Raw genomic sequence first — 18,761 nt, 5'->3', positions numbered from 1 at the left:
TTATAATTTACTAATTAAAATATAAGATAATTTTATCGTGTTCCGGTTTTTTGCGAAGAAGATGTTTCATTTCAAACTGCTATCGTGATCCCATCTTGTTTCAGGCATCTACAAAGCCGGAAAATGCTTGTATCATGTAAATACATCTTGGCGAATAATATCAAGGATATTCTAATGACTACAGATTCAGCTTTTCCAACACCTGCCAATTTAGGTATAGCGGTTTATAGCAATAATGCAGAGGCGATTGGTAATACCCCTCTGGTTCGTATCAATCGTGCCATTTCTGGTGGAGCGACTGTACTTGCGAAAATTGAAAGCCGTAATCCGGCATTTTCGGTGAAATGCCGTATTGGCGCAGCCTTGATTGCTGATGCAGAAAAGTCAGGTAAATTGAAGCCGGGCATGCACATTGTCGAGCCAACCAGTGGTAATACCGGTATTGCGCTGGCATTTGTAGCAGCGGCTAAAGGCTATGATATTACCTTAACTATGCCATCAAGCATGAGTATAGAACGCCGTAAAGTGGTTAAGGCTTTAGGTGCCAATCTGGTACTGACAGATCCAGCCAAAGGTATGAAAGGTGCCGTAGAAGAAGCACAACGTTTGGTGAATGAAAATCCTGAACTGTATTACCTGCCACAACAGTTTGAAAATCCAGCCAATCCGAAAATCCATGAAGAGACTACCGGTCCTGAAATCTGGGAAGCGACTGGAGGTAATGTCGATATTCTGGTAGCGGGTGTAGGCACAGGCGGTACGATTACCGGTATTTCACGCTTTTTTGAAAAAGTGAAAAACAAGCCGATTTATTCAGTTGCTGTAGAGCCGGCTGAATCTGCCATTATTGGTCAGGCAAAACGTGGTGAGACACTCACTCCAGGACCACACAAAATTCAGGGTATTGGCGCGAACTTTATTCCAAAGAACCTGGATCTGGATCTGGTCGATGAAGTGATTGCCATTACCAGTAGCGATGCAGTGGAATGGGCACGTAAAACTGCAACTCAAGAAGGTATCTTGGTCGGTATTTCAAGTGGTGCTGCAATGGCTGCAGCTGCGCAATTGGCTACACGTCCTGAAAATGCAGGCAAAAATATCGTAGTGATTCTGCCAGATGGTGGTGAACGCTATTTATCTTCAATTCTTTTTGAAGATATTTCGGCTGAGTAAACTATTAACCAAGCAATTTCTTTAAATCTCAAAAAGCCTGAAGTCATCTTCGGGTTTTTTTATTGGACTTTATGCCTTCATATAATGAAAGATCAAGAAGTTAAACCAAAAACTTGACCTTCCCATTATGGTAATGTTTAAGCTATAGCATAAGCAGTGAATGGGTAAATGGGGAGAGCAGAATGAATACACCAGCAACCACACAGTTGTACGAACAGCAGGTACAGATTTCAGGAATGACCTGTGCCTCTTGTGTCGCACGTGTGGAAAAAGCCTTAAAGAAAATTGAAGGTGTGGTGGAAGCGAACGTCAACCTCTCCACTGAACAAGCTTTTTTAAAAAGTGAACAACCCATTCCTGCAACGCAACTCGTTAATGCTATCAATAAAACCGGTTTTGAAGCCGTGATCCAGCAGTTTGATTTAAATATTGAAGGCATGACCTGTGCCTCTTGTGTAGCTCGTGTTGAAAAAGCCTTGAAAAAAGTCGATCAGGTACTGGATGCGCAGGTTAATCTGGCAACCGAAAAAGCTCATGTCACTGCAATTCGTCCTCTCGCTGTTTCCCAACTGGTTAAGGCGGTACAAAAGGCCGGCTTTGATATTCAAACCGACCGAATTGAACTGGCTATTGAAGGAATGACCTGTGCCTCCTGCGTAGCACGTGTAGAAAAGGCCTTGAAAAAAGTCGATCAGGTAAGTGAAGCACAAGTCAATCTCGCCACTGAAACAGCTTCGGTCAAGGCGCCGCGTAGTCAGCTTCCAGCTTTAATTGCTGCCGTCGAAAAAGCTGGATATAACGCCCATGAAAAATTAGATACACAGGCTACCGATGCCCAGACGGCATTTCAGGAAAAGAAAACCGCTGAAACTGAACAGCTAAAGCGTGATTTATGGTTGGCGCTAATTTTAGCTGTTCCGGTGTTTATTCTGGAAATGGGTTCACATCTGATTCCTGCTTTTCATCACTGGATTGCACATACGCTAGGTACCCAAAACAGTTGGTATATCCAGTTTGTACTGACGACTCTGGTTTTGCTGATACCAGGACGGCGGTTTTATCAGCATGGGATTCCGGCATTATTGCGACTGGCCCCCGATATGAATTCTCTGGTTGCCGTGGGAACAATAGCCGCTTATGGATTTTCCTGTATTTCCACCTTCTTTCCGCAATTATTGCCGCAAAGTACTGTACATGTGTATTTTGAAGCAGCAGCTGTAATTGTTGCCTTGATTTTATTGGGACGTTATCTGGAAGCCCGGGCCAAAGGTAAAACTTCCGAAGCGATTCAGTATTTAATTGGCCTACAACCGAAAACCGCACGAGTACAGCAAAATGAAACTTGGGTTGATCTGGCGATTGCTGATGTACAGCAGGGTATGCTGATCGAGATTCGCCCGGGTGAAAAAGTCGCCGTTGATGGTGAAGTCGTTTCTGGTCAAAGTTATATTGATGAAGCCATGATCAGTGGTGAACCTTTAGCGGTGGCTAAACAGGCTGGAGATCGGGTGATTGGCGGAACGGTAAATCAGAATGGCACCTTGCAGATCAAGGCGACAGCAGTCGGACAAGATTCAGTTCTAGCTCAGATTATTCATATGGTGGAACAGGCACAAGGCGCAAAGCTTCCCATTCAGGCGGCAGTCGATAAAGTGACCTTATGGTTTGTGCCGGCTGTGATGATGCTCGCGACTTTAACTTTTATCGTCTGGTTCCTGTTGGGGCCTGAACCGAATCTGACTTATGCACTGGTCAATGCTGTTGCAGTACTGATTATTGCCTGTCCTTGTGCAATGGGCCTGGCTACTCCAACATCTATTATGGTCGGCACCGGCCGGGCAGCAGAGCTGGGTATCTTGTTCCGTAAAGGCGAAGCATTGCAACTCTTGCAGCAAACCAGAGTTGTGGCGGTAGATAAAACCGGAACTTTAACCGAAGGCAAACCAGCCCTGACCGATTTTGCAGTGACATCTGGTTTTGAGCAGCAAAAAGTTTTGCAAATGGTCGCAGCAGTGGAAGCCAAGTCTGAACATCCTATCGCACATGCGATTATTGAAGCTGCGAAAGCACAACAGTTGCAACTACCTGAAGTCAGTGATTTTGATTCAATCACTGGTGCAGGCGTGAAAGCTCAAGTTTCAGGTCAGCAAATTCATATTGGCGCAGAGCGCCTGATGCAGCAATTGGGTTTAAATGTCGATATTTTTAAAGAGAAGGCACAACAGTTAGGCGAACAGGGACGTACTCCTTTATATGTCGCGATAGACCAGAAATTGGCTGCCATTATTGCGGTGGCTGATCCGATTAAAGCCACAACTTATAGTGCGATTCAGGCCTTACATGATCAAGGCTTAAAGATTGCCATGATTACCGGTGATAACCAGCATACTGCACAGGCCATTGCCAAACAGTTGAAGATTGATCATGTCATTGCCGAAGTTCTGCCTAATGAAAAAGTCGATGCGGTACGCCAACTCCAACAGCAACATGGCATCGTCACTTTTGTCGGTGACGGGATTAATGATGCACCTGCCTTGGCTCAGGCCGATGTCGGAATGGCAATAGGAACTGGTACGGATGTGGCGATTGAAGCAGCAGACGTGGTACTGATGTCAGGAAATTTACAGCATGTAGTAACCGGTATTGGCCTGAGTCAAGCAACCATGCGCAATATCAAACAGAACCTGTTCTGGGCCTTTGTTTATAATATTGCCTTGATTCCGATTGCTGCAGGTCTGTTGTATCCATTCTTCGGTATTTTGTTATCACCGATGTTTGCAGCAGGGGCGATGGCATTATCCTCAGTCTTTGTGGTCAGCAATGCGCTTCGTTTAAAGACTTATCAGCCGATCCAGTTGAAGGAGGCAGTGTAATGAATATTGGACAGGCCGCGAAACGCTCCGGGATCTCGGCCAAAATGATCCGTTATTATGAAGATATCGGTTTATTACCCAATCCTAAACGTAGCGATTCAGGTTATCGTGTTTATAGTGACGATGATATGAAGACTTTAAGTTTTATTCAGCATGCGCGTGAATTGGGTTTTTCTTCCGAGCAGATGAAAGAATTGCTCGGCCTGTGGCTGAATGATGCCAGACACAGCCGTGATGTCAAACAGTTGGCGCAAAAGCATATCGAGTTACTGCAACAGAAAATTGCGGATATGCAAAATATGATGAAAATTTTGCAGCAATCGGTTGCACAGTGTGCTGGAGATGAACAGTCCGACTGTCAGATCCTGAAACAGATTGAGCAAGGTATGTTACATGGAAAAACTGCGCATACACCTATCAAAGTAGATCAATAGACTTGAACTTATATCACTTAACCCAAATTTAAACTGATCAAAGGGAGATCAAGATGAAATTCCGTATTGAAAATATGACTTGTGGTGGTTGTGCGCGTAGTGTGACTGCGACCATTCAGGAGCTGGATGAAAATGCTAAAGTAAATGTTGATATAGTTAGTAAAATGGTGGAAGTTGAATCGAGTGCAAGCGAATCTGAGATTATCGCGGCATTAACTGAAGATGGCTTCCCGCCTGAAACTATGGTTTGATATTTGCCATTTAAAAAATAATTCTAAAATGCCTAATCATGATTAGGCATTTTTTATGAAACTGCTGATATTTTATCTGGCGTCATCAATGCTTGATTAATATATAGTTTAATCAGGCGTTCACGCGAACCAATCGCTTTTTGATAACTGGTCGAATTTAATAATAGTGAAGCCCCATAAGTTACCGTCCAGATATAAGATAAATAATCCCGGATTGACATGGCACTGTCTAAAGATACCAGATAATCATGGGTCATATCTTTAATGCGGATAATCCGTTCTTCACGAATACGATAGAGTTCCTGAAATAACTCTTTCAGGTTTTTTTCATTATTAGTTAAACGCTCTTCAATGACATGCAGCAAAATAGTCCGGTTTGAATTGAGCATGTGATAAAGCATATATTGCGAAACATAATTTTTAATATCATTATTATATTTATCGGAAATTGCCAGAATTCTTTTTTCATTCAGAATGATGAGTTCTAAATATAACTGGTTTTTGCTTTTAAAATGCTTGTAGATGGTTCCTTTGGCGATGTCCAGTTCTTCAGCAAGTTCACTCAAGGTGATGTCCTGATTATTATCAAGCAGTAGACTTTCTGCCATGCTCAGGATCTTCTCTTTACGAAGAAGGAAGTTCTGCTGTCTTACAGTCGTCATCTTCTTGACTCATCATTTTCGAAAAGGAACCTACTAAGAATATGCTATTTTCGCAGCTATAGCTATAAAACTAAGGTCGTGATATTTATCTAAATTTGTATATTTATTCAATATTTCTTGTAGAAGAAAGTCATATACAGCTGCATTAAAAATATTGTCAAGAAAATTGAACCCTTGAGATCAACTTTGTTAAATAAAATTCCATTTTCAATATATTTGATTTATGGTTTTAGGGCATAAAGCTGAATCATATTTTTGTTTTAAACCCAGACCAGACAAGGTTTAGCGAAGTGAAGCCAGAGTCATTTTAACAGCTTAAATTTTTCATTCATCAATGGATTTAAGTTTTAAGGATTCAGTAAATACCAGAGGTATAAAGTTTTTGATTTTAAATTTTATATCGCTGATTTATGTCAATGAATTCATCATCAGATTAATTCGACATGATGATTTTTGAATGACATGCATGGATTCGAGCAAAAAGCATCCAAATATTTTCTCGAATCCATAATGAAAAAATACTCAGTAACAGGATTGAGTATCACCAGTGAAGGAATGTGAAAATGCCTATTTATAATGCGCCACTAAAAGACATGGAATTTATTTTAAATGATGTGTTTCAGGCCGAACAATTTTGGCAAAATAATGAAAATCTTGCACATTTAGATATGGCAACTGCAAATGCAATTCTGGAGGAGATGGCCAAGTTTTCCAAGAATGTGATTCTTGATCTGAACCGCCCTGCAGATGAAGAAGGTGGTGCTCAGTTTAGTAATGGTGAAGTCAAAACACCTGCAGGTTTTAAAGAAGCTTTCAAACAGTTTGCTGAAGGCGGCTGGGTGGGGCTGGGTGCGCCTGAAGAATGGGGCGGTCAAGGTATGCCAAAAATGTTGACCGTACTGGCTGATGAAATGATCTGGAGTACTAATCCATCTTTCATGCTTTACCCCCTGTTAACCGTGGGTGCTGGCATGACGATCAATGACCGTGCTTCGCAGGAACAGAAAGAAACCTATTTGCCAAAATTCTATACGGGTGAATGGTCGGGCACGATGTGTTTAACTGAGCCACATTCAGGGACAGATCTGGGCATTATCAAAACCAAGGCTGAACCAAACGAAGATGGTTCATACAACATTACCGGGACCAAAATCTTCATTACCAGTGGTGAGCATGATCTGAGTGAAAATATTATTCACTTGGTATTGGCCAAAACACCGAATGCGCCAGCAGGTTCACGCGGTATTTCCCTGTTTATTGTCCCAAAATTCCTGGTCAATGTCGATGGTTCACTCGGTGAGCGCAATGCAGTCGCTGCCGGTTCGATCGAACATAAGATGGGCATTAAAGGTTCAGCAACTTGTGTCATGAACTTTGATGGTGCCAAAGGCTATATGGTGGGCAATGAAAATGAAGGTCTGGCGGGCATGTTCGTGATGATGAACTACGAACGTTTGTCGATGGGGATTCAAGGCATTGGCGCGGCAGAATTTGCTTATCAGAATGCAGCACAGTATGCGACCGACCGTTTACAGGGCCGTGCATCAACCGGTGCAAAATCACCAGAAAAACCAGCCGATTCAATTCTGGTACATGGTGATGTACGCCGTATGTTGCTGAATGTACGTGCTAATAATGAAGCTTCACGTGCTTTCGCAGTCTATGTCGGTCAGCAGCTGGATATTACCAAATACTCCACCGATCCTGAGGCGGTACGTAAAGCAACCGATCGTGTGGCTTTATTAACGCCTATTGCCAAAGCTTACCTCACCGATAAAGCACTGGATGCTGCACTTGAAGCACAAATGTGCTTTGGTGGTCATGGCTATATTCGTGAATGGGGCATGGAACAATGTATCCGTGACCTGCGCATTTCACAGATCTATGAAGGGACCAATGGAGTGCAGGCGATTGATCTGATCGGCCGTAAAACCACAAAATGCAAAGGTGCTTATATTGCAGAATATATTGCAGAAATCCGTGAATTTTCCCAAAGTCTGGACGATGCCTTGACGATTAAAAAGGCAACCTTAGATACCTGTCAACAATTGGAAGATATTACCAATTTTATTGTTGAACAGTCTCAGGTAAATCCTGACCTTGCCAACTCGATTGCTGTTGATTATTTGCACGCTGTAGGTCTGCTGAGCTTTGTTTACATGTACGCACGTATCAGTAAAGCGGCGGCTACTAAAGAAGAGAGCTATTTCCAGAATAAACTGGTACTGGCAAATTACTATATTGCTAAAGTACTCCCGGATTTGAGTGCGAGAATTCAACGCATTCAGGCAGGTGCAGAGCTGGTGATGCAATTACCAGAAGAATATTTCACTGCACAGGCCTAAACCCGCAAATATTGCGAAGGACAAACACTGCACAGATATCACTTTGCAGTGTTGATAACAATGATGTTAAAGGATGAGATTAGAATGATTGTAATTGTAGAAGCTGTACGTACCGCGATGGGCGGTTTTCAAGGCTCACTTTCTAGCTGTACCGCACCAGATTTAGGAGCTGTAGTGATCAAGGAAGCGGTGGCACGTGCAGGTCTGGCAGCCAATGATATTGATGAAGTGATCATGGGCTGTGTACTGCCGGCAGGTTTAAAACAGGGTCCGGCACGTCAGGCCATGCGTCAGGCAGGTTTGCCAGATTCAACCGGTGCGACTACGATCAATAAAATTTGTGGTTCAGGCATGAAAGCGATGATGCAAGCTGCGGATGCGATCAAGGCCGGTTCTGCAGAAATCGTAGTGGCGGGCGGTATGGAATCCATGTCGAACGCACCGTACTTAATGGATAAAGCTCGTGCCGGTTTCCGTATGGGCCACGGGAAAGTGACCGATCATATGTTCCAGGAAGGTCTGGAAGATGCTGAAACAGGTCTGTCGATGGGAATCTTGGCACAAGAAATGGCGGACAAAAAAGGCTATACCCGTGAACAACAGGATGATTATGCGATTGGCTCTTTAAATAAAGCCGTGACTGCCGTTCAGCAGGGCTTCTTCAAAGATGAAATCGTGCCAATTACAGTCAGCACGCGTAAAGGCGATGTGGTGGTTGAGCAGGATGAACAACCACTGAATGCCAAAGCAGACAAAATCCCATCTTTACGTCCGGCATTTAAAAAAGACGGTACGATTACTGCGGCAAATGCCAGTTCAATTTCCGATGGTGCTTCCGCATTGGTTGTAACATCGAGCGAGATTGCAGTACAGTATAGCCTGAAACCTCTAGCGAATATTCTGGCTTATGCCAGCCATTCACAACATCCATCAGAATTCACGATTGCACCGGTGGGGGCAATTGAAAAAGTACTGAAGAAAACTGGCTGGAATGCAACTGATGTGGATCTATGGGAAATTAATGAAGCTTTCGCGATGGTAACCATGGCAGCGATTGATGCCTTTGAACTGGATCCTGCCAAAGTGAATATTAATGGTGGTGCTTGCGCTCTAGGTCATCCACTGGGCTCTTCAGGTTCCCGTATCATTGTGACCCTGATTCATGCCTTGAAACGTACTGGCGGCAAAAAAGGTATTGCAGCGCTATGTATCGGTGGCGGTGAAGCAACAGCGATTGCGGTAGAACTGGTTTAAGTTTATTTAGATTAGATGGCGATGCTTTTGGTAATAAGCTAAGAGTATCGCTTAATTTATTGAAATAGTATTTGTCTTGTCCTGAAATAGATTGACAGTATTCCACTTCAAACCGAGTTAAGCAATTAGCTCGGTTTTAGTTTGCTCATACGTCTGATTCGGGGTGTTCATATTTAAACTTAAATGTGGTCTATAGCAATTATAAATCATAATAGATTCCGCAATTAAGTGATCTAACTCCTTCATGGTTTGACATCGTGTAATTAAAAACTCCTGCTTTAATATTCCATTAATCCGCTCTGCTAATGCATTCTGGTAACAGTCTCCTCCATCTGTCATAGAAGGACATACCCCATAATGGCGTAATGCCGATTGATATAGTTCAGAGCAATACTGAGAGCCTCTGTCTGAATGATGAATCATCCTTGTCGCTCGATCCGTCACATGCTGCATCGCCATATGTAGAGCCTGCACAACATTCTCCGCACGCATATCATTCGATAACTTATAACCTTTAATCTGACGGGTATAAGCATCTGTCACTAAGGATAAATAATGTACGCCTTCAGCACTCTCAACATAAGTAATATCACTAACAAAGACTTCGTTGGCTTGCACTGCTGAATAATCCTTTAATAAATTTGGATGCTTCTTCATCCAATGCTTGCTATCCGTAGTTTTTGTATAGCGACGCTTGGGGCGAATCAATAAATTATGCTCTTTCAATATTTTAAATAACTGATCCCGTCCACACTTTAAACCACGCTGCAACAATTTGCCTTTAATAAGCCAATACAGCTTACGTGTTCCGATACTTGGCATGAGACAACGATATTCCATAACCAACTCAAGTATTTGTTCAGTTGCTTGTGCAGTCATTTGAGCACGTTTTTCTGCTTGATAATAAGCTTGTCGGGTGATTCCCAACCACTGACAATAACGTGAAACGCTTAGTCTTCTTTGGCTTTGCCAATCTTTGAAACGTGCTCGGTATACTTTTTTCCAAGATCAGTCCCACATTCTTTATCAATGTGATAAATCACATCCTGAATAAATTCAGTTTTAAGCTTTTCTGCGGCTAACTGCTTTTCTAATTGGCGGATTCGTTGTTGGGGGGTTAATTGGCGTTTAGAAGAAGTCGGCATATTCGAAGTCCAGTCCTGTTGTCCGTGCTTGCGTAACCATACCAGCACAGTTGATCTTCCTTGAATACCATATTTTGCCTGAGCTTGTTTATAAGTAATTTGCCCTTTTTCTACTTCATGTACAACCATCATTTTAAAGGCGAAGCTATAATCACGTTGTGTGCGTTTAACTCGTTGTTCTTGTGCATGTTCCATAAAATAAGTCTCTTAAGGTGTAAACTTATTTCAGGACGGGACAATTAAGCCCAAAATAAAGCCTGTGGATCACGGGCTTTATTTATATTGTATTAGATAAATATTTTAGTTCTGAATCAGACGTGGGTTATTAAAGACTTTATCCAATATATGCCGATGAATGAAACGCAGTTTATCTTTCACAGCTTCAGTCAGCTTAAAGGGGTAAGCATCCTCCAGACCCATACTGCGGTTTAAGGCATTTAAATTAAAGGTCAGGGTGACCCAGTTTTCCAGGATATGTTCAAAATCCTGTCCACCAATCGGGCATTCTTTAAAGTCCATACTGGCCAGATTTCGGCCATTACCTTCCACGCGTAAGCCAGCATAAAATGCCGTTTCCAGCGTTTCCATGATATGCAGATAATGCGACCAGGTTTCAGCCCAGTCTTCCCACGGGTGTGCGGTGGCATAGGGACTAATATATTTTTCATGCCAGTTAATAGGCGCACCCTGATTATAGTGCCTCTCTAGTGCTTCACTATAATTTTGCCGCTCATCCCCAAAATAATGGCGAAGTTCATCCAGTAATTCCGGATGTAGGTGCTGGATGAGATTAAAATAAAAATGCCCACTTTCATGACGAAAATGCCCTAATAAGGTTCTGTAGTTTTCACCCATATTGACCCGGGTGGTTTCACGATAAACCACATCGGCCTCAAAGGCATTTAAGGTAATTACACCATTGGCATGGCCGGTAAGTACTGGCTTGTCTTTTTCAGGAAGAAGAAAATCAAAACGCAAACCCAATGGATCATCATCCGAATGTTTTGGACGAGGCATAATGTTCATACGTTGGGTCAGATACAGAAAACGGCGTTTGGCTTCCTCCAGCCGATACCAGTAAATCATGTTTTCGGCATTTTCCAGATTTGGAATTACATGAGTCAGCTGGCAGGATTCGCAAAAATCTTCCTCATCATCTGCAGGGATCATCCAGTTACATACCTGATGATGGGTATAGTTATAACAAGGTTTATAACGGGAATGTTGATACTTTTTAGCAACCGGAACCCACTCCTGAGCATTCAGCTTTTTAAATGTCGTCATTTCTTTTTCGGAGGCGATATAGCCGATAGAGGAAAGGCAGTGATCACATACGAATTTGGCGAAAAAGATCTGCTTTTCGCAAACTGGACATTCAAAATATTTCATCGATACTCCCTGCGAAATGAATGAATTACAATGGATTGCTGAAACTCTGTAATTTATATTCAGATTGCATTGCGGAATTTTATCCTGTTTAAAAATTCATCATAAAAATTTCTTAAAAAACACTATGTTGATTAATTGTAAAATGCATGTGATCGATTATTCATTAGATTATAGTTTAGTGACTGTTTATAGAAGAAAAGCTGACAGAAATAAAAAAACCGATGAACTGACTTATGTATTTTTTTCTTAAATAAAAACGAGAGTATCAATTTAAAAAAAACTGAATAATGCAAACTATAAAAAATTAGAGATCAAAAATTATTGAAAAAAATTGATTGAATAACGTTTTTCATAAAACCTAATTGGTATACTGATGAAACATCTTCGGTCTCTTAAAATAGAAGAGCCTTTTATTATAAGTTAATCAAAGATGAGGAGTTACTTTCTTATTTTTTAAGCATAGTTGGAATCTGAGAAATCAATTTCACCCTTATTAAACTGATAAATTTTAATTATTTTTGAATTAGAAAATTAAACTTTTAGCTATTAGCCATTATATCATTTTTAATTAGTCATAGATTGTACTAAGGCATAGAATTAATTCACTTTTACGGCATTAATGATCAGGGTATGGCAATCAGCTGGGTTTTCTTTACTTTAATGGCTGCATTTATGCAGGCCTGGCGAAATGCCTTTCAAAAACAGCTCAGTACCACTGTCGATATCTGGGGCGTGACGCTGGCGCGTTTCCTGTTTGGATTGCCTCTGGCTGGACTTTATATCGCGACTTTATACCACTTCAAACCGGTAGAAAGTGTAGTGCATTTTACCCCGAAGTATTGGATCTATATTCTGATTGCCGGTATCAGCCAGATTCTGGCAACCGCCTTGATGGTGCAGCTGTTTAAACAGAAAAATTATGCGATTGGCGTTGGACTGGCAAAAAGTGAAGCGATTCTGGCAGCCATTATCGGAGTGATTTTCCTGTCAGATCATCTTTCTGCACTGGCATGGATCGGTGTGCTGATCGGCGGTTATGCGGTATTCCTGCTGAGTAAGGGCAATCAGATCACTGGTTTATCCACCAAGACTTTAGCCACCGGAATCGGAAGTGGTTTGAGCTTTGCTATTACTTCACTCTTGGTACGTGAAGCTAGTCTGGAACTACCGATGTTGCCAACTGTGCATCGTGCTTCATGGGTACTGATTTCAGTGATTGGTTTCCAGTGTATCAGTATGCTGATCTATTTAAGCTTGTTTAGCCGCACAACCTTAGTTGCCATGTGGCAACGTTTGGGACTTACGTTTAAAGTCAGCTTCTGCAGCTTTATGGCCTCCCTTGGGTGGTTTACCGCCATGAGTATGATGAGCGTGCCAATCGTGAAAACCTTGGGACAAATCGAAATCCTGTTCAGTTTGCTGATTTCAGCTTATTTCTTTAAAGAAAAACTGGCGCGTGCCGAGCATTGGGGCTTGGGATTGGTGGTGATTGCAGCGATGCTGGTGATCTGGGCTTAACGAATAAAAGAAAAGCCACGATATATCGTGGCTTTTTTATAAGAATAAATTTAAGCAGCAAGAAAAGTTTGTACGGCCTGATTAAAGGCTTCCGGCTGTTCAATATTGGAAATATGCGAAGCATTAATTTCAAACAACCGGCTATTCGCAATACGTTGCTGCATAAACTGGCCATCTGCAACAGTCGTCACAGGATCCTGCTGACCCGCAATAATCAGCACAGGGATTTGAATGCTGCTAAGTTGTTCGCGGACATCCGCCTTAGCCAGAGCTTCACAGCAGTTTGCATAGCCTTCTGGGCTGCCAGCTCCGAGGTCGTTTGAAAGTTCTGCAACGACTGCCGGGTTGCTCTGGATAAAGGGATCGGTAAACCAGCGTAATGCCGCAGTTGCAGCAATCGGAGCAAGACCTTGCTCACAGACAAGCGCAGCACGGTCTTGCCATGCCTGTTCCTGGCCAATTTTGGCTGCAGTATTGCAGACAATCACGTGGCTAAAAAGTTCTGGCTTATGAATCGCCAACCATTGACCGGTTAAGCCACCCATAGAAATACCACAGAATGCTACTTTTGCAATATTCAAATGATCCAGAAGATTCACGACATCCTGACCCAACTGTTCCAAGCTATATGGGCCTTGTGGTGCAGATGATGCACCATGACCACGGGTGTCATAGCAGATTACGTAATGATCCTGCTGGAAATGTTCAATCTGTGGCTGCCACATGCTGTATTTGGTACCCAGTGAGTTGGAAAATATCAAGGCAGGTTTGTTGGCATCCCCAAAAGTCTGGTAATTAATCTGGGCATCATTTGATGTAAATGTTGGCATTTGTTATTCCTTTTATTTCCTTCTAAAAGTTCTTCCCTGAACAAGGCATAAGCACTGCTTAAGCCTTGTGCAAGAAAGGGAGGTTAGGAGGGATTTTTTAAACACGTTCAATAATCAGCGCGATACCTTGACCTACGCCAATGCACATAGAGCAGAGAGCATATTTCCCGCCAGTCTGTTCCAGCTGGTTCAGTGCGGTTGTCACCAGACGGGCACCGGAAGCACCGAGTGGATGGCCAATGGCAATGGCACCGCCATTCGGGTTTACATGGGCAGCATCATCTGGAAGGTCAAGGTCACGGGTCACGGCTAAGGCCTGTGCAGCAAAGGCTTCATTCAGTTCAATGACATCCATCTGATCTAGTGTCAAACCGGTCTGGGCCAGTAGCTTTTTAATCGCTGGTGCCGGACCAAAGCCCATAATGCGTGGTTCAACACCGACAACCGTTGAGCCAATAATTTTGGCACGCACTTCTAGGCCATATTCAGCAACAGCTTCATCAGAGGCAATCAGGAGTGCCGCTGCACCATCGTTAATGCCAGAAGCATTGCCGGCAGTCACCGTACCATCCGCTTTTACAACTGGTTTTAGCTTAGTTAAACCTTCTAATGTCGTAGAAGCACGTGGATGTTCATCTGTATCAACAACCACAGGTTCGCCTTTACGCTGAGGAATAACTACCGGAATGATTTCATTTTTAAAGAAACCTTTGGCTTGCGCCGCTGCAGTACGTTGCTGGCTGGTCAGGGCAAACTTGTCTTGATCTTCACGGTTGATATTGAACTGTGCTGCCACATTTTCCGCAGTTTCCGGCATGGTTTCCACGCCATACAGTTCCTTCAGTTTCGGGTTGATAAAACGCCAGCCCATGGTAGTATCTTCAAGCTTTTGAGTACGGCCATAAGCGGTTTCAGACTTACCCATCACCAGCGGTGCACGTGACATGGATTCCACACCACCAGCCATAATCAGATCGGCTTCACCGGCTTTAATGGCACGAGCCGCAATGGCTACCGCATCGAGTGATGAACCGCAAAGACGGTTAATCGTAGTTGCCGGTACCTGATAAGGCACTCCTGCGAGCAAAGCGGACATACGACCCACGTTGCGGTTATCTTCACCAGCCTGGTTGGCACAGCCATAGATGATGTCATCCACTTTTTCCCAGTTGATACTTGGGTTACGTTCCATCAAAGCCTTAATCGGAATCGCACCCAGGTCATCGGCACGGACAGGGGCCAGGCCACCGGCATAGCGGCCGAATGGGGTACGGATGGCATCGATAATATATGCATTTTTCATTGTTTCTATTTCCAGTTCTCTAATCCCTCTCGACCTCCCTTTGATAAAGGGAGGAGAGCTTCGTCATATATTTTCGAAAGTCCCCCTTTGAAAAAAGGGGGATTTAGGGGGATTTAATTTTCCTTTATTACTTAACCTTGTGTTGCATCAATCAGTTTGGCACCCGTCATCGACTGCAATTCTTCAAATGATAGACCTTGAACTTTTTCAATGACTTTCATGCCTTCAGCCGTGACATCAATTACACACAGGTCGGTATAAATACGGTCTACACATTTCAGGCCAGTGGCTGGATACATCAGTTCAGCCACGATCTTTGGTTCACCTTTTTTAGTCACATGATCCGTAGTAATAAAGACTTTCTTGGCGCCCACTGCCAGATCCATCGCGCCACCGACAGCAGGAATTGCATCCGGTGCACCGGTATGCCAGTTGGCCAGGTCACCATTAGCTGCTACCTGGAAAGCACCGAGTACCGCAATGTCCAGGTGACCACCACGCATCATCGCGAAAGAATCCCCATGATGGAAAAATGCACCTCCAGTCAGCATGGTCACAAATTCTTTACCGGCATTAATCAGCTCAGGGTCTTCTTCACCTTTGGCAGGTGGCGGACCGAAAGCCAGCAGGCCATTTTCAGAATGCAGGAAAACATCCTTGTCTGCTGGTAGATAGCTGGCAATCTTGGTCGGCAGGCCAATACCAAGGTTGACATAGGCACCATCCGGAATGTCCTGGGCAACACGTTCAGCAATCTGGTCACGGGTCAGTTTGTTATAGCTCATCAATCTTCTCCTTATCCGTAATTACTGTGCCGGTTGAACTTGAACAACATGTTGAACAAAGATGCCTGGGGTGATGATGTGTTCCGGATCCAGCTCACCGAGTTCAACCACTTCAGCAACTTGGGCAATAGTCACATCTGCCGACATCGCCATGATTGGACCGAAGTTACGCGCCGATTTACGGTAAACCAGATTGCCCCAGCGATCGCCTTTATGCGCCTTAATCAGGGCAAAGTCTGCTTTAATTGGATTTTCTAAAACGTAATCTTTGCCTTCATAATTCAGGGTTGGTTTGCCTTCCGCCAGCAAGGTGCCAAAACCAGTCGGCGTGTAGATTGGACCTAGGCCCATACCGGCAGCCTGAATACGGCAGGCAAGGTTGCCCTGAGGTACCAGTTCCAGTTCGATTTTTCCGGCACGGTACAGCTCGTCAAATACCCAGGAGTCAGACTGACGTGGAAAAGAACAGATGATTTTACGTACTGCACCGGTCTTCAGCAGTTTCGCCAGGCCATAGTCACCATTACCGGCATTATTATTAACGATCACCAGATCTTTGATACCCAGTTCGATCAGGCCATCAATCAGTTCTGCTGGCTGACCTGCTGTGCCAAAGCCGCCGATCATGATGGTCGAACCATCCTTGATCTGGGAAAGTGCTGCTTTCAGCGATAATGAACTTTTATCTATCATAATCTTGTCCTTGCATGTCCTAATCTGATGAAGGGCTATTACTTATTTTGAATCTGAAGCAACAGCAGTGAGGGTAGCAGGCCTTTTCTTTGTCAGGAGAAAATGAGCCAAAAGGCCGATACAGATGCCCCAGAAAACTGAGCTCAGGCCGAGTACACTCATGCCTGAGGCAGTTGCTAAAAATGTAATTAGGGCGGCTTCGCGCTGCTGTTCGGTTTGCATGGCAACTGTCAGGTTGGTCGAAATCGCACCCAATAAGGCCAGTCCAGCCAGTGCTGCAATCAGTTCTTTCGGGAACAGACTGAACAGCATCACGATACTGCCTGCAAACAGGCCACCTAAAATGTAAAACAGGCCATTACATACACCTGCGATATAACGTTTTTCTGGTAATTCGTGCGCATCTTTGCCTATGCAAAGTGCTGCAGTAATTGAACCCAGAACTGTGGTAATACCACCAACCCAGGCCACTGCCAGAGAGGTAATACTGGCTGTGGTAATAATGGGTTTGGCCGGGACTTGATACCCGCTGATTTTTAATAAGCTCATCCCCGGCAAAAACTGACCAGACAGGCTGACCAGAATCAGCGGGAGTGCCAGGTTAAAGGTCGATGACCAGGTCCATTCCGGCTGAATCAGTTGCGGAATGGCCAGATTGAAGTCCATGCTAACTGGCTGAAACTGAACGAGAATCAGGCTTAAACAGACACCAGCCGCCAATACCCATAACATGGCATAACGGGGATTCAGCCGTTTGGCGACTAAAAACACCAGCAACATGCCAAGTACGATCACAGGCATATTGTCTGTGGCACTAAACAGGCCCAAACCGAAATTCACCAGAATGCCGGCCATCATTCCTGCGGCAACCGCTTGTGGAATCAGCGCCAGCAATTTATCGAAATAGCCACTAATGCCAATTACAAACAGCACCACAGCCGTAGTGATATAGGCTGCAATCGCTTCATTCAGTGAAATATCGGGAAATAAGGTCACTAAAAGCGCTGTACCAGGAGCTGACCAAGCCATCACAATCGGCACTTTGAACCTGATGGATAAATAAATACTGGAAACAGCAGCACCTATGGAAATCCCCCAGATCCAGGAAATCATCATGGCTGCAGACACTTGTGCCTGCTGGGCCGCCTGGAAAAAAATAATTAGGGGACCGGCATAAGAAATCAGTACTGCTAAAAATCCTGCAACAGTGGCTGAAATCGACCAGTCATTTTTTAAGGTTTGAAACAGGTGACTCATTGGCAATATGCCTCCTTGCGTCTAGCAATGATCCTGTTGATCTGTTGTGGATCTGGATTAACCCAGATCGCCACCACCGACAGGTACTACCGTACCGGTCATATAGGACGATTCATCCGAAGCCAGGAATAAAATGGCATTCACTTGTTCCTGAATCGTGCCGTAACGTCCCAGGAAAGTACGGTCAATAGTTTGATCCACCACTTGCTGCATCCATACTTTTTCAGTTTCCGTTAATGGATTGGCATTACGTGGAACCTTACGTGGCGGTGCTTCCGTACCACCCGTTGCGACGGCGTTGACACGAATCCCGTCTTTGGCATGTTCAAAGGCAAGAGCAGCAGTCAAGCCGTTAACTCCACCTTTAGAAGCCGAATAAGGCACCCGGTTAATGCCACGGGTTGCAATTGACGATACGTTTACAATGGTGCCATGCTGCTGCTTGATCATTTGCGGTAGCACTGCACGGCAGCACCACATGGTTGGGAACAATGAACGGTTCACTTCTTTGATGATTTCTTCTTCAGAAAATTCTTCAAAAGGTTTCATCCAGATCGCACCGCCAACATTGTTGATCAGCACATCAATACGTCCATAGGTCTCTAGTGCTTTGGCCATGACAGCTTCGGTACCGGCATAGTTTTCCAGATTGGCCTTGACGATAATGGCATCACCGCCAGCCGCTTCGATTTCTGCCAGGGTTTCCTGCACATAGTCCGAAATATCGACCAATACTACTTGTGCGCCTTCAGCAGCAGCCTGGATGGCTACACCGCGGCCGATGCCTTGGGCAGCACCGGTCACGATCACGACTTTATTTAAAAATCTTTGACGTTCGGTCATGTCGAA

Annotated in this window: 16 protein-coding genes and 1 pseudogene; 8 read left to right on the top strand and 9 right to left on the bottom strand. The window is 44.0% G+C overall.

The genetic code is table 11. From position 1 onward, the window contains the following. Positions 1-174: 174 nt before the first annotated feature. The 5 genes and pseudogenes from cysK (at position 175) to F897_RS10760 (ending at position 4,731) form a co-directional block, all read left to right on the top strand. The gene (gene cysK / locus F897_RS10775; RefSeq protein ID WP_005235825.1) at positions 175-1,173 is read left to right on the top strand and encodes a cysteine synthase A; all 999 of its coding nucleotides are present in this window, start codon (positions 175-177) and stop codon (positions 1,171-1,173) included. Between the two features lie 182 nt (positions 1,174-1,355). Continuing rightward, a pseudogene (locus F897_RS18185) lies at positions 1,356-1,517 on the top strand (cation transporter); the annotation flags it as partial. 36 nt (positions 1,518-1,553) lie between these two features. Continuing rightward, positions 1,554-4,046, top strand: coding sequence for a heavy metal translocating P-type ATPase (locus F897_RS10770; protein ID WP_420864484.1), 2,493 nt, complete (start codon positions 1,554-1,556; stop codon positions 4,044-4,046). Next, complete coding sequence (gene cueR, locus F897_RS10765; RefSeq protein WP_005235820.1) at positions 4,046-4,480, top strand: Cu(I)-responsive transcriptional regulator; 435 nt, start codon at positions 4,046-4,048, stop codon at positions 4,478-4,480. The genes F897_RS10770 and cueR overlap by 1 nt, the downstream gene beginning before the upstream one ends. 53 nt (positions 4,481-4,533) lie before the next feature. After that, on the top strand, positions 4,534-4,731 hold the full coding sequence (locus F897_RS10760; RefSeq protein ID WP_005235818.1) for a heavy-metal-associated domain-containing protein: 198 nt from the start codon (positions 4,534-4,536) through the stop codon (positions 4,729-4,731). A 53-nt stretch (positions 4,732-4,784) separates the two neighbouring features. On the opposite strand, the gene F897_RS10755 is transcribed toward F897_RS10760, so the two are convergent. Then, positions 4,785-5,393 carry a TetR/AcrR family transcriptional regulator gene (locus F897_RS10755; protein ID WP_005235816.1) on the bottom strand — a complete coding sequence of 203 codons (609 nt, stop codon included), beginning with the start codon at positions 5,391-5,393 and terminating at the stop codon, positions 4,785-4,787. A gap of 563 nt (positions 5,394-5,956) precedes the next feature. Between F897_RS10755 and F897_RS10750 the strand changes: the two genes are divergently transcribed. Both F897_RS10750 and F897_RS10745 read left to right on the top strand, forming a co-directional pair. Next, positions 5,957-7,738, top strand: coding sequence for an acyl-CoA dehydrogenase C-terminal domain-containing protein (locus tag F897_RS10750; protein WP_005235815.1), 1,782 nt, complete (start codon positions 5,957-5,959; stop codon positions 7,736-7,738). A 78-nt stretch (positions 7,739-7,816) separates the two neighbouring features. Then, positions 7,817-8,992, top strand: a complete 1,176-nt coding sequence (locus F897_RS10745) for a thiolase family protein (protein WP_171064830.1) — start codon at positions 7,817-7,819, stop codon at positions 8,990-8,992. 117 nt (positions 8,993-9,109) lie between these two features. Here F897_RS10745 and F897_RS17115 read toward each other — a convergent pair. Together F897_RS17115 and F897_RS10730 are read right to left on the bottom strand one after the other, a co-directional pair. Continuing rightward, a protein-coding gene (locus F897_RS17115; RefSeq protein ID WP_122959108.1) for an IS3 family transposase occupies positions 9,110-10,332 on the bottom strand; the annotation gives its coding sequence in 2 pieces (ribosomal slippage) (positions 9,110-9,996 and positions 9,996-10,332; 1,224 coding nt in all). A 105-nt stretch (positions 10,333-10,437) separates the two neighbouring features. Further along, a complete protein-coding gene (locus F897_RS10730) occupies positions 10,438-11,526 on the bottom strand; it encodes a zinc-binding metallopeptidase family protein (protein WP_004785614.1) in 1,089 nt (362 codons plus the stop codon). Positions 11,527-12,156: 630 nt separating this feature from the next. Between F897_RS10730 and F897_RS10725 the strand changes: the two genes are divergently transcribed. Continuing rightward, positions 12,157-13,044 (top strand): DMT family transporter, encoded by an 888-nt coding sequence (locus F897_RS10725; protein WP_005235812.1) that lies wholly within the window; start codon positions 12,157-12,159, stop codon positions 13,042-13,044. Positions 13,045-13,094: 50 nt separating this feature from the next. Here the strand turns inward: F897_RS10725 and pcaD are convergent, their stop codons facing one another. The 6 genes from pcaD to benD form a co-directional block, all read right to left on the bottom strand. Continuing rightward, positions 13,095-13,874, bottom strand: coding sequence for a 3-oxoadipate enol-lactonase (pcaD, locus tag F897_RS10720; RefSeq protein WP_005235810.1), 780 nt, complete (start codon positions 13,872-13,874; stop codon positions 13,095-13,097). Positions 13,875-13,971: 97 nt separating this feature from the next. After that, on the bottom strand, positions 13,972-15,177 hold the full coding sequence (gene pcaF, locus F897_RS10715) for a 3-oxoadipyl-CoA thiolase (protein ID WP_005235808.1): 1,206 nt from the start codon (positions 15,175-15,177) through the stop codon (positions 13,972-13,974). Between the two features lie 131 nt (positions 15,178-15,308). Beyond that, on the bottom strand, positions 15,309-15,962 hold the full coding sequence (locus F897_RS10710; RefSeq protein WP_005235806.1) for a 3-oxoacid CoA-transferase subunit B: 654 nt from the start codon (positions 15,960-15,962) through the stop codon (positions 15,309-15,311). A gap of 21 nt (positions 15,963-15,983) precedes the next feature. Further along, positions 15,984-16,655, bottom strand: coding sequence for a 3-oxoacid CoA-transferase subunit A (locus F897_RS10705; RefSeq protein ID WP_005235804.1), 672 nt, complete (start codon positions 16,653-16,655; stop codon positions 15,984-15,986). A 42-nt stretch (positions 16,656-16,697) separates the two neighbouring features. Next, the gene (benE, locus tag F897_RS10700; RefSeq protein WP_005235802.1) at positions 16,698-17,912 is read right to left on the bottom strand and encodes a benzoate/H(+) symporter BenE; all 1,215 of its coding nucleotides are present in this window, start codon (positions 17,910-17,912) and stop codon (positions 16,698-16,700) included. A gap of 57 nt (positions 17,913-17,969) precedes the next feature. Beyond that, complete coding sequence (gene benD / locus F897_RS10695; protein ID WP_005235794.1) at positions 17,970-18,755, bottom strand: benzoate diol dehydrogenase BenD; 786 nt, start codon at positions 18,753-18,755, stop codon at positions 17,970-17,972. Positions 18,756-18,761: the final 6 nt, after the last annotated feature.

It is taken from the genome of Acinetobacter variabilis (assembly GCF_000369625.1).
Classification (GTDB): Bacteria; Pseudomonadota; Gammaproteobacteria; order Pseudomonadales; family Moraxellaceae; genus Acinetobacter; species Acinetobacter variabilis.
The sequence above is the reverse complement of the archived record's forward strand: the minus strand, read 5'-3'. Positions and strand labels throughout refer to the sequence as shown.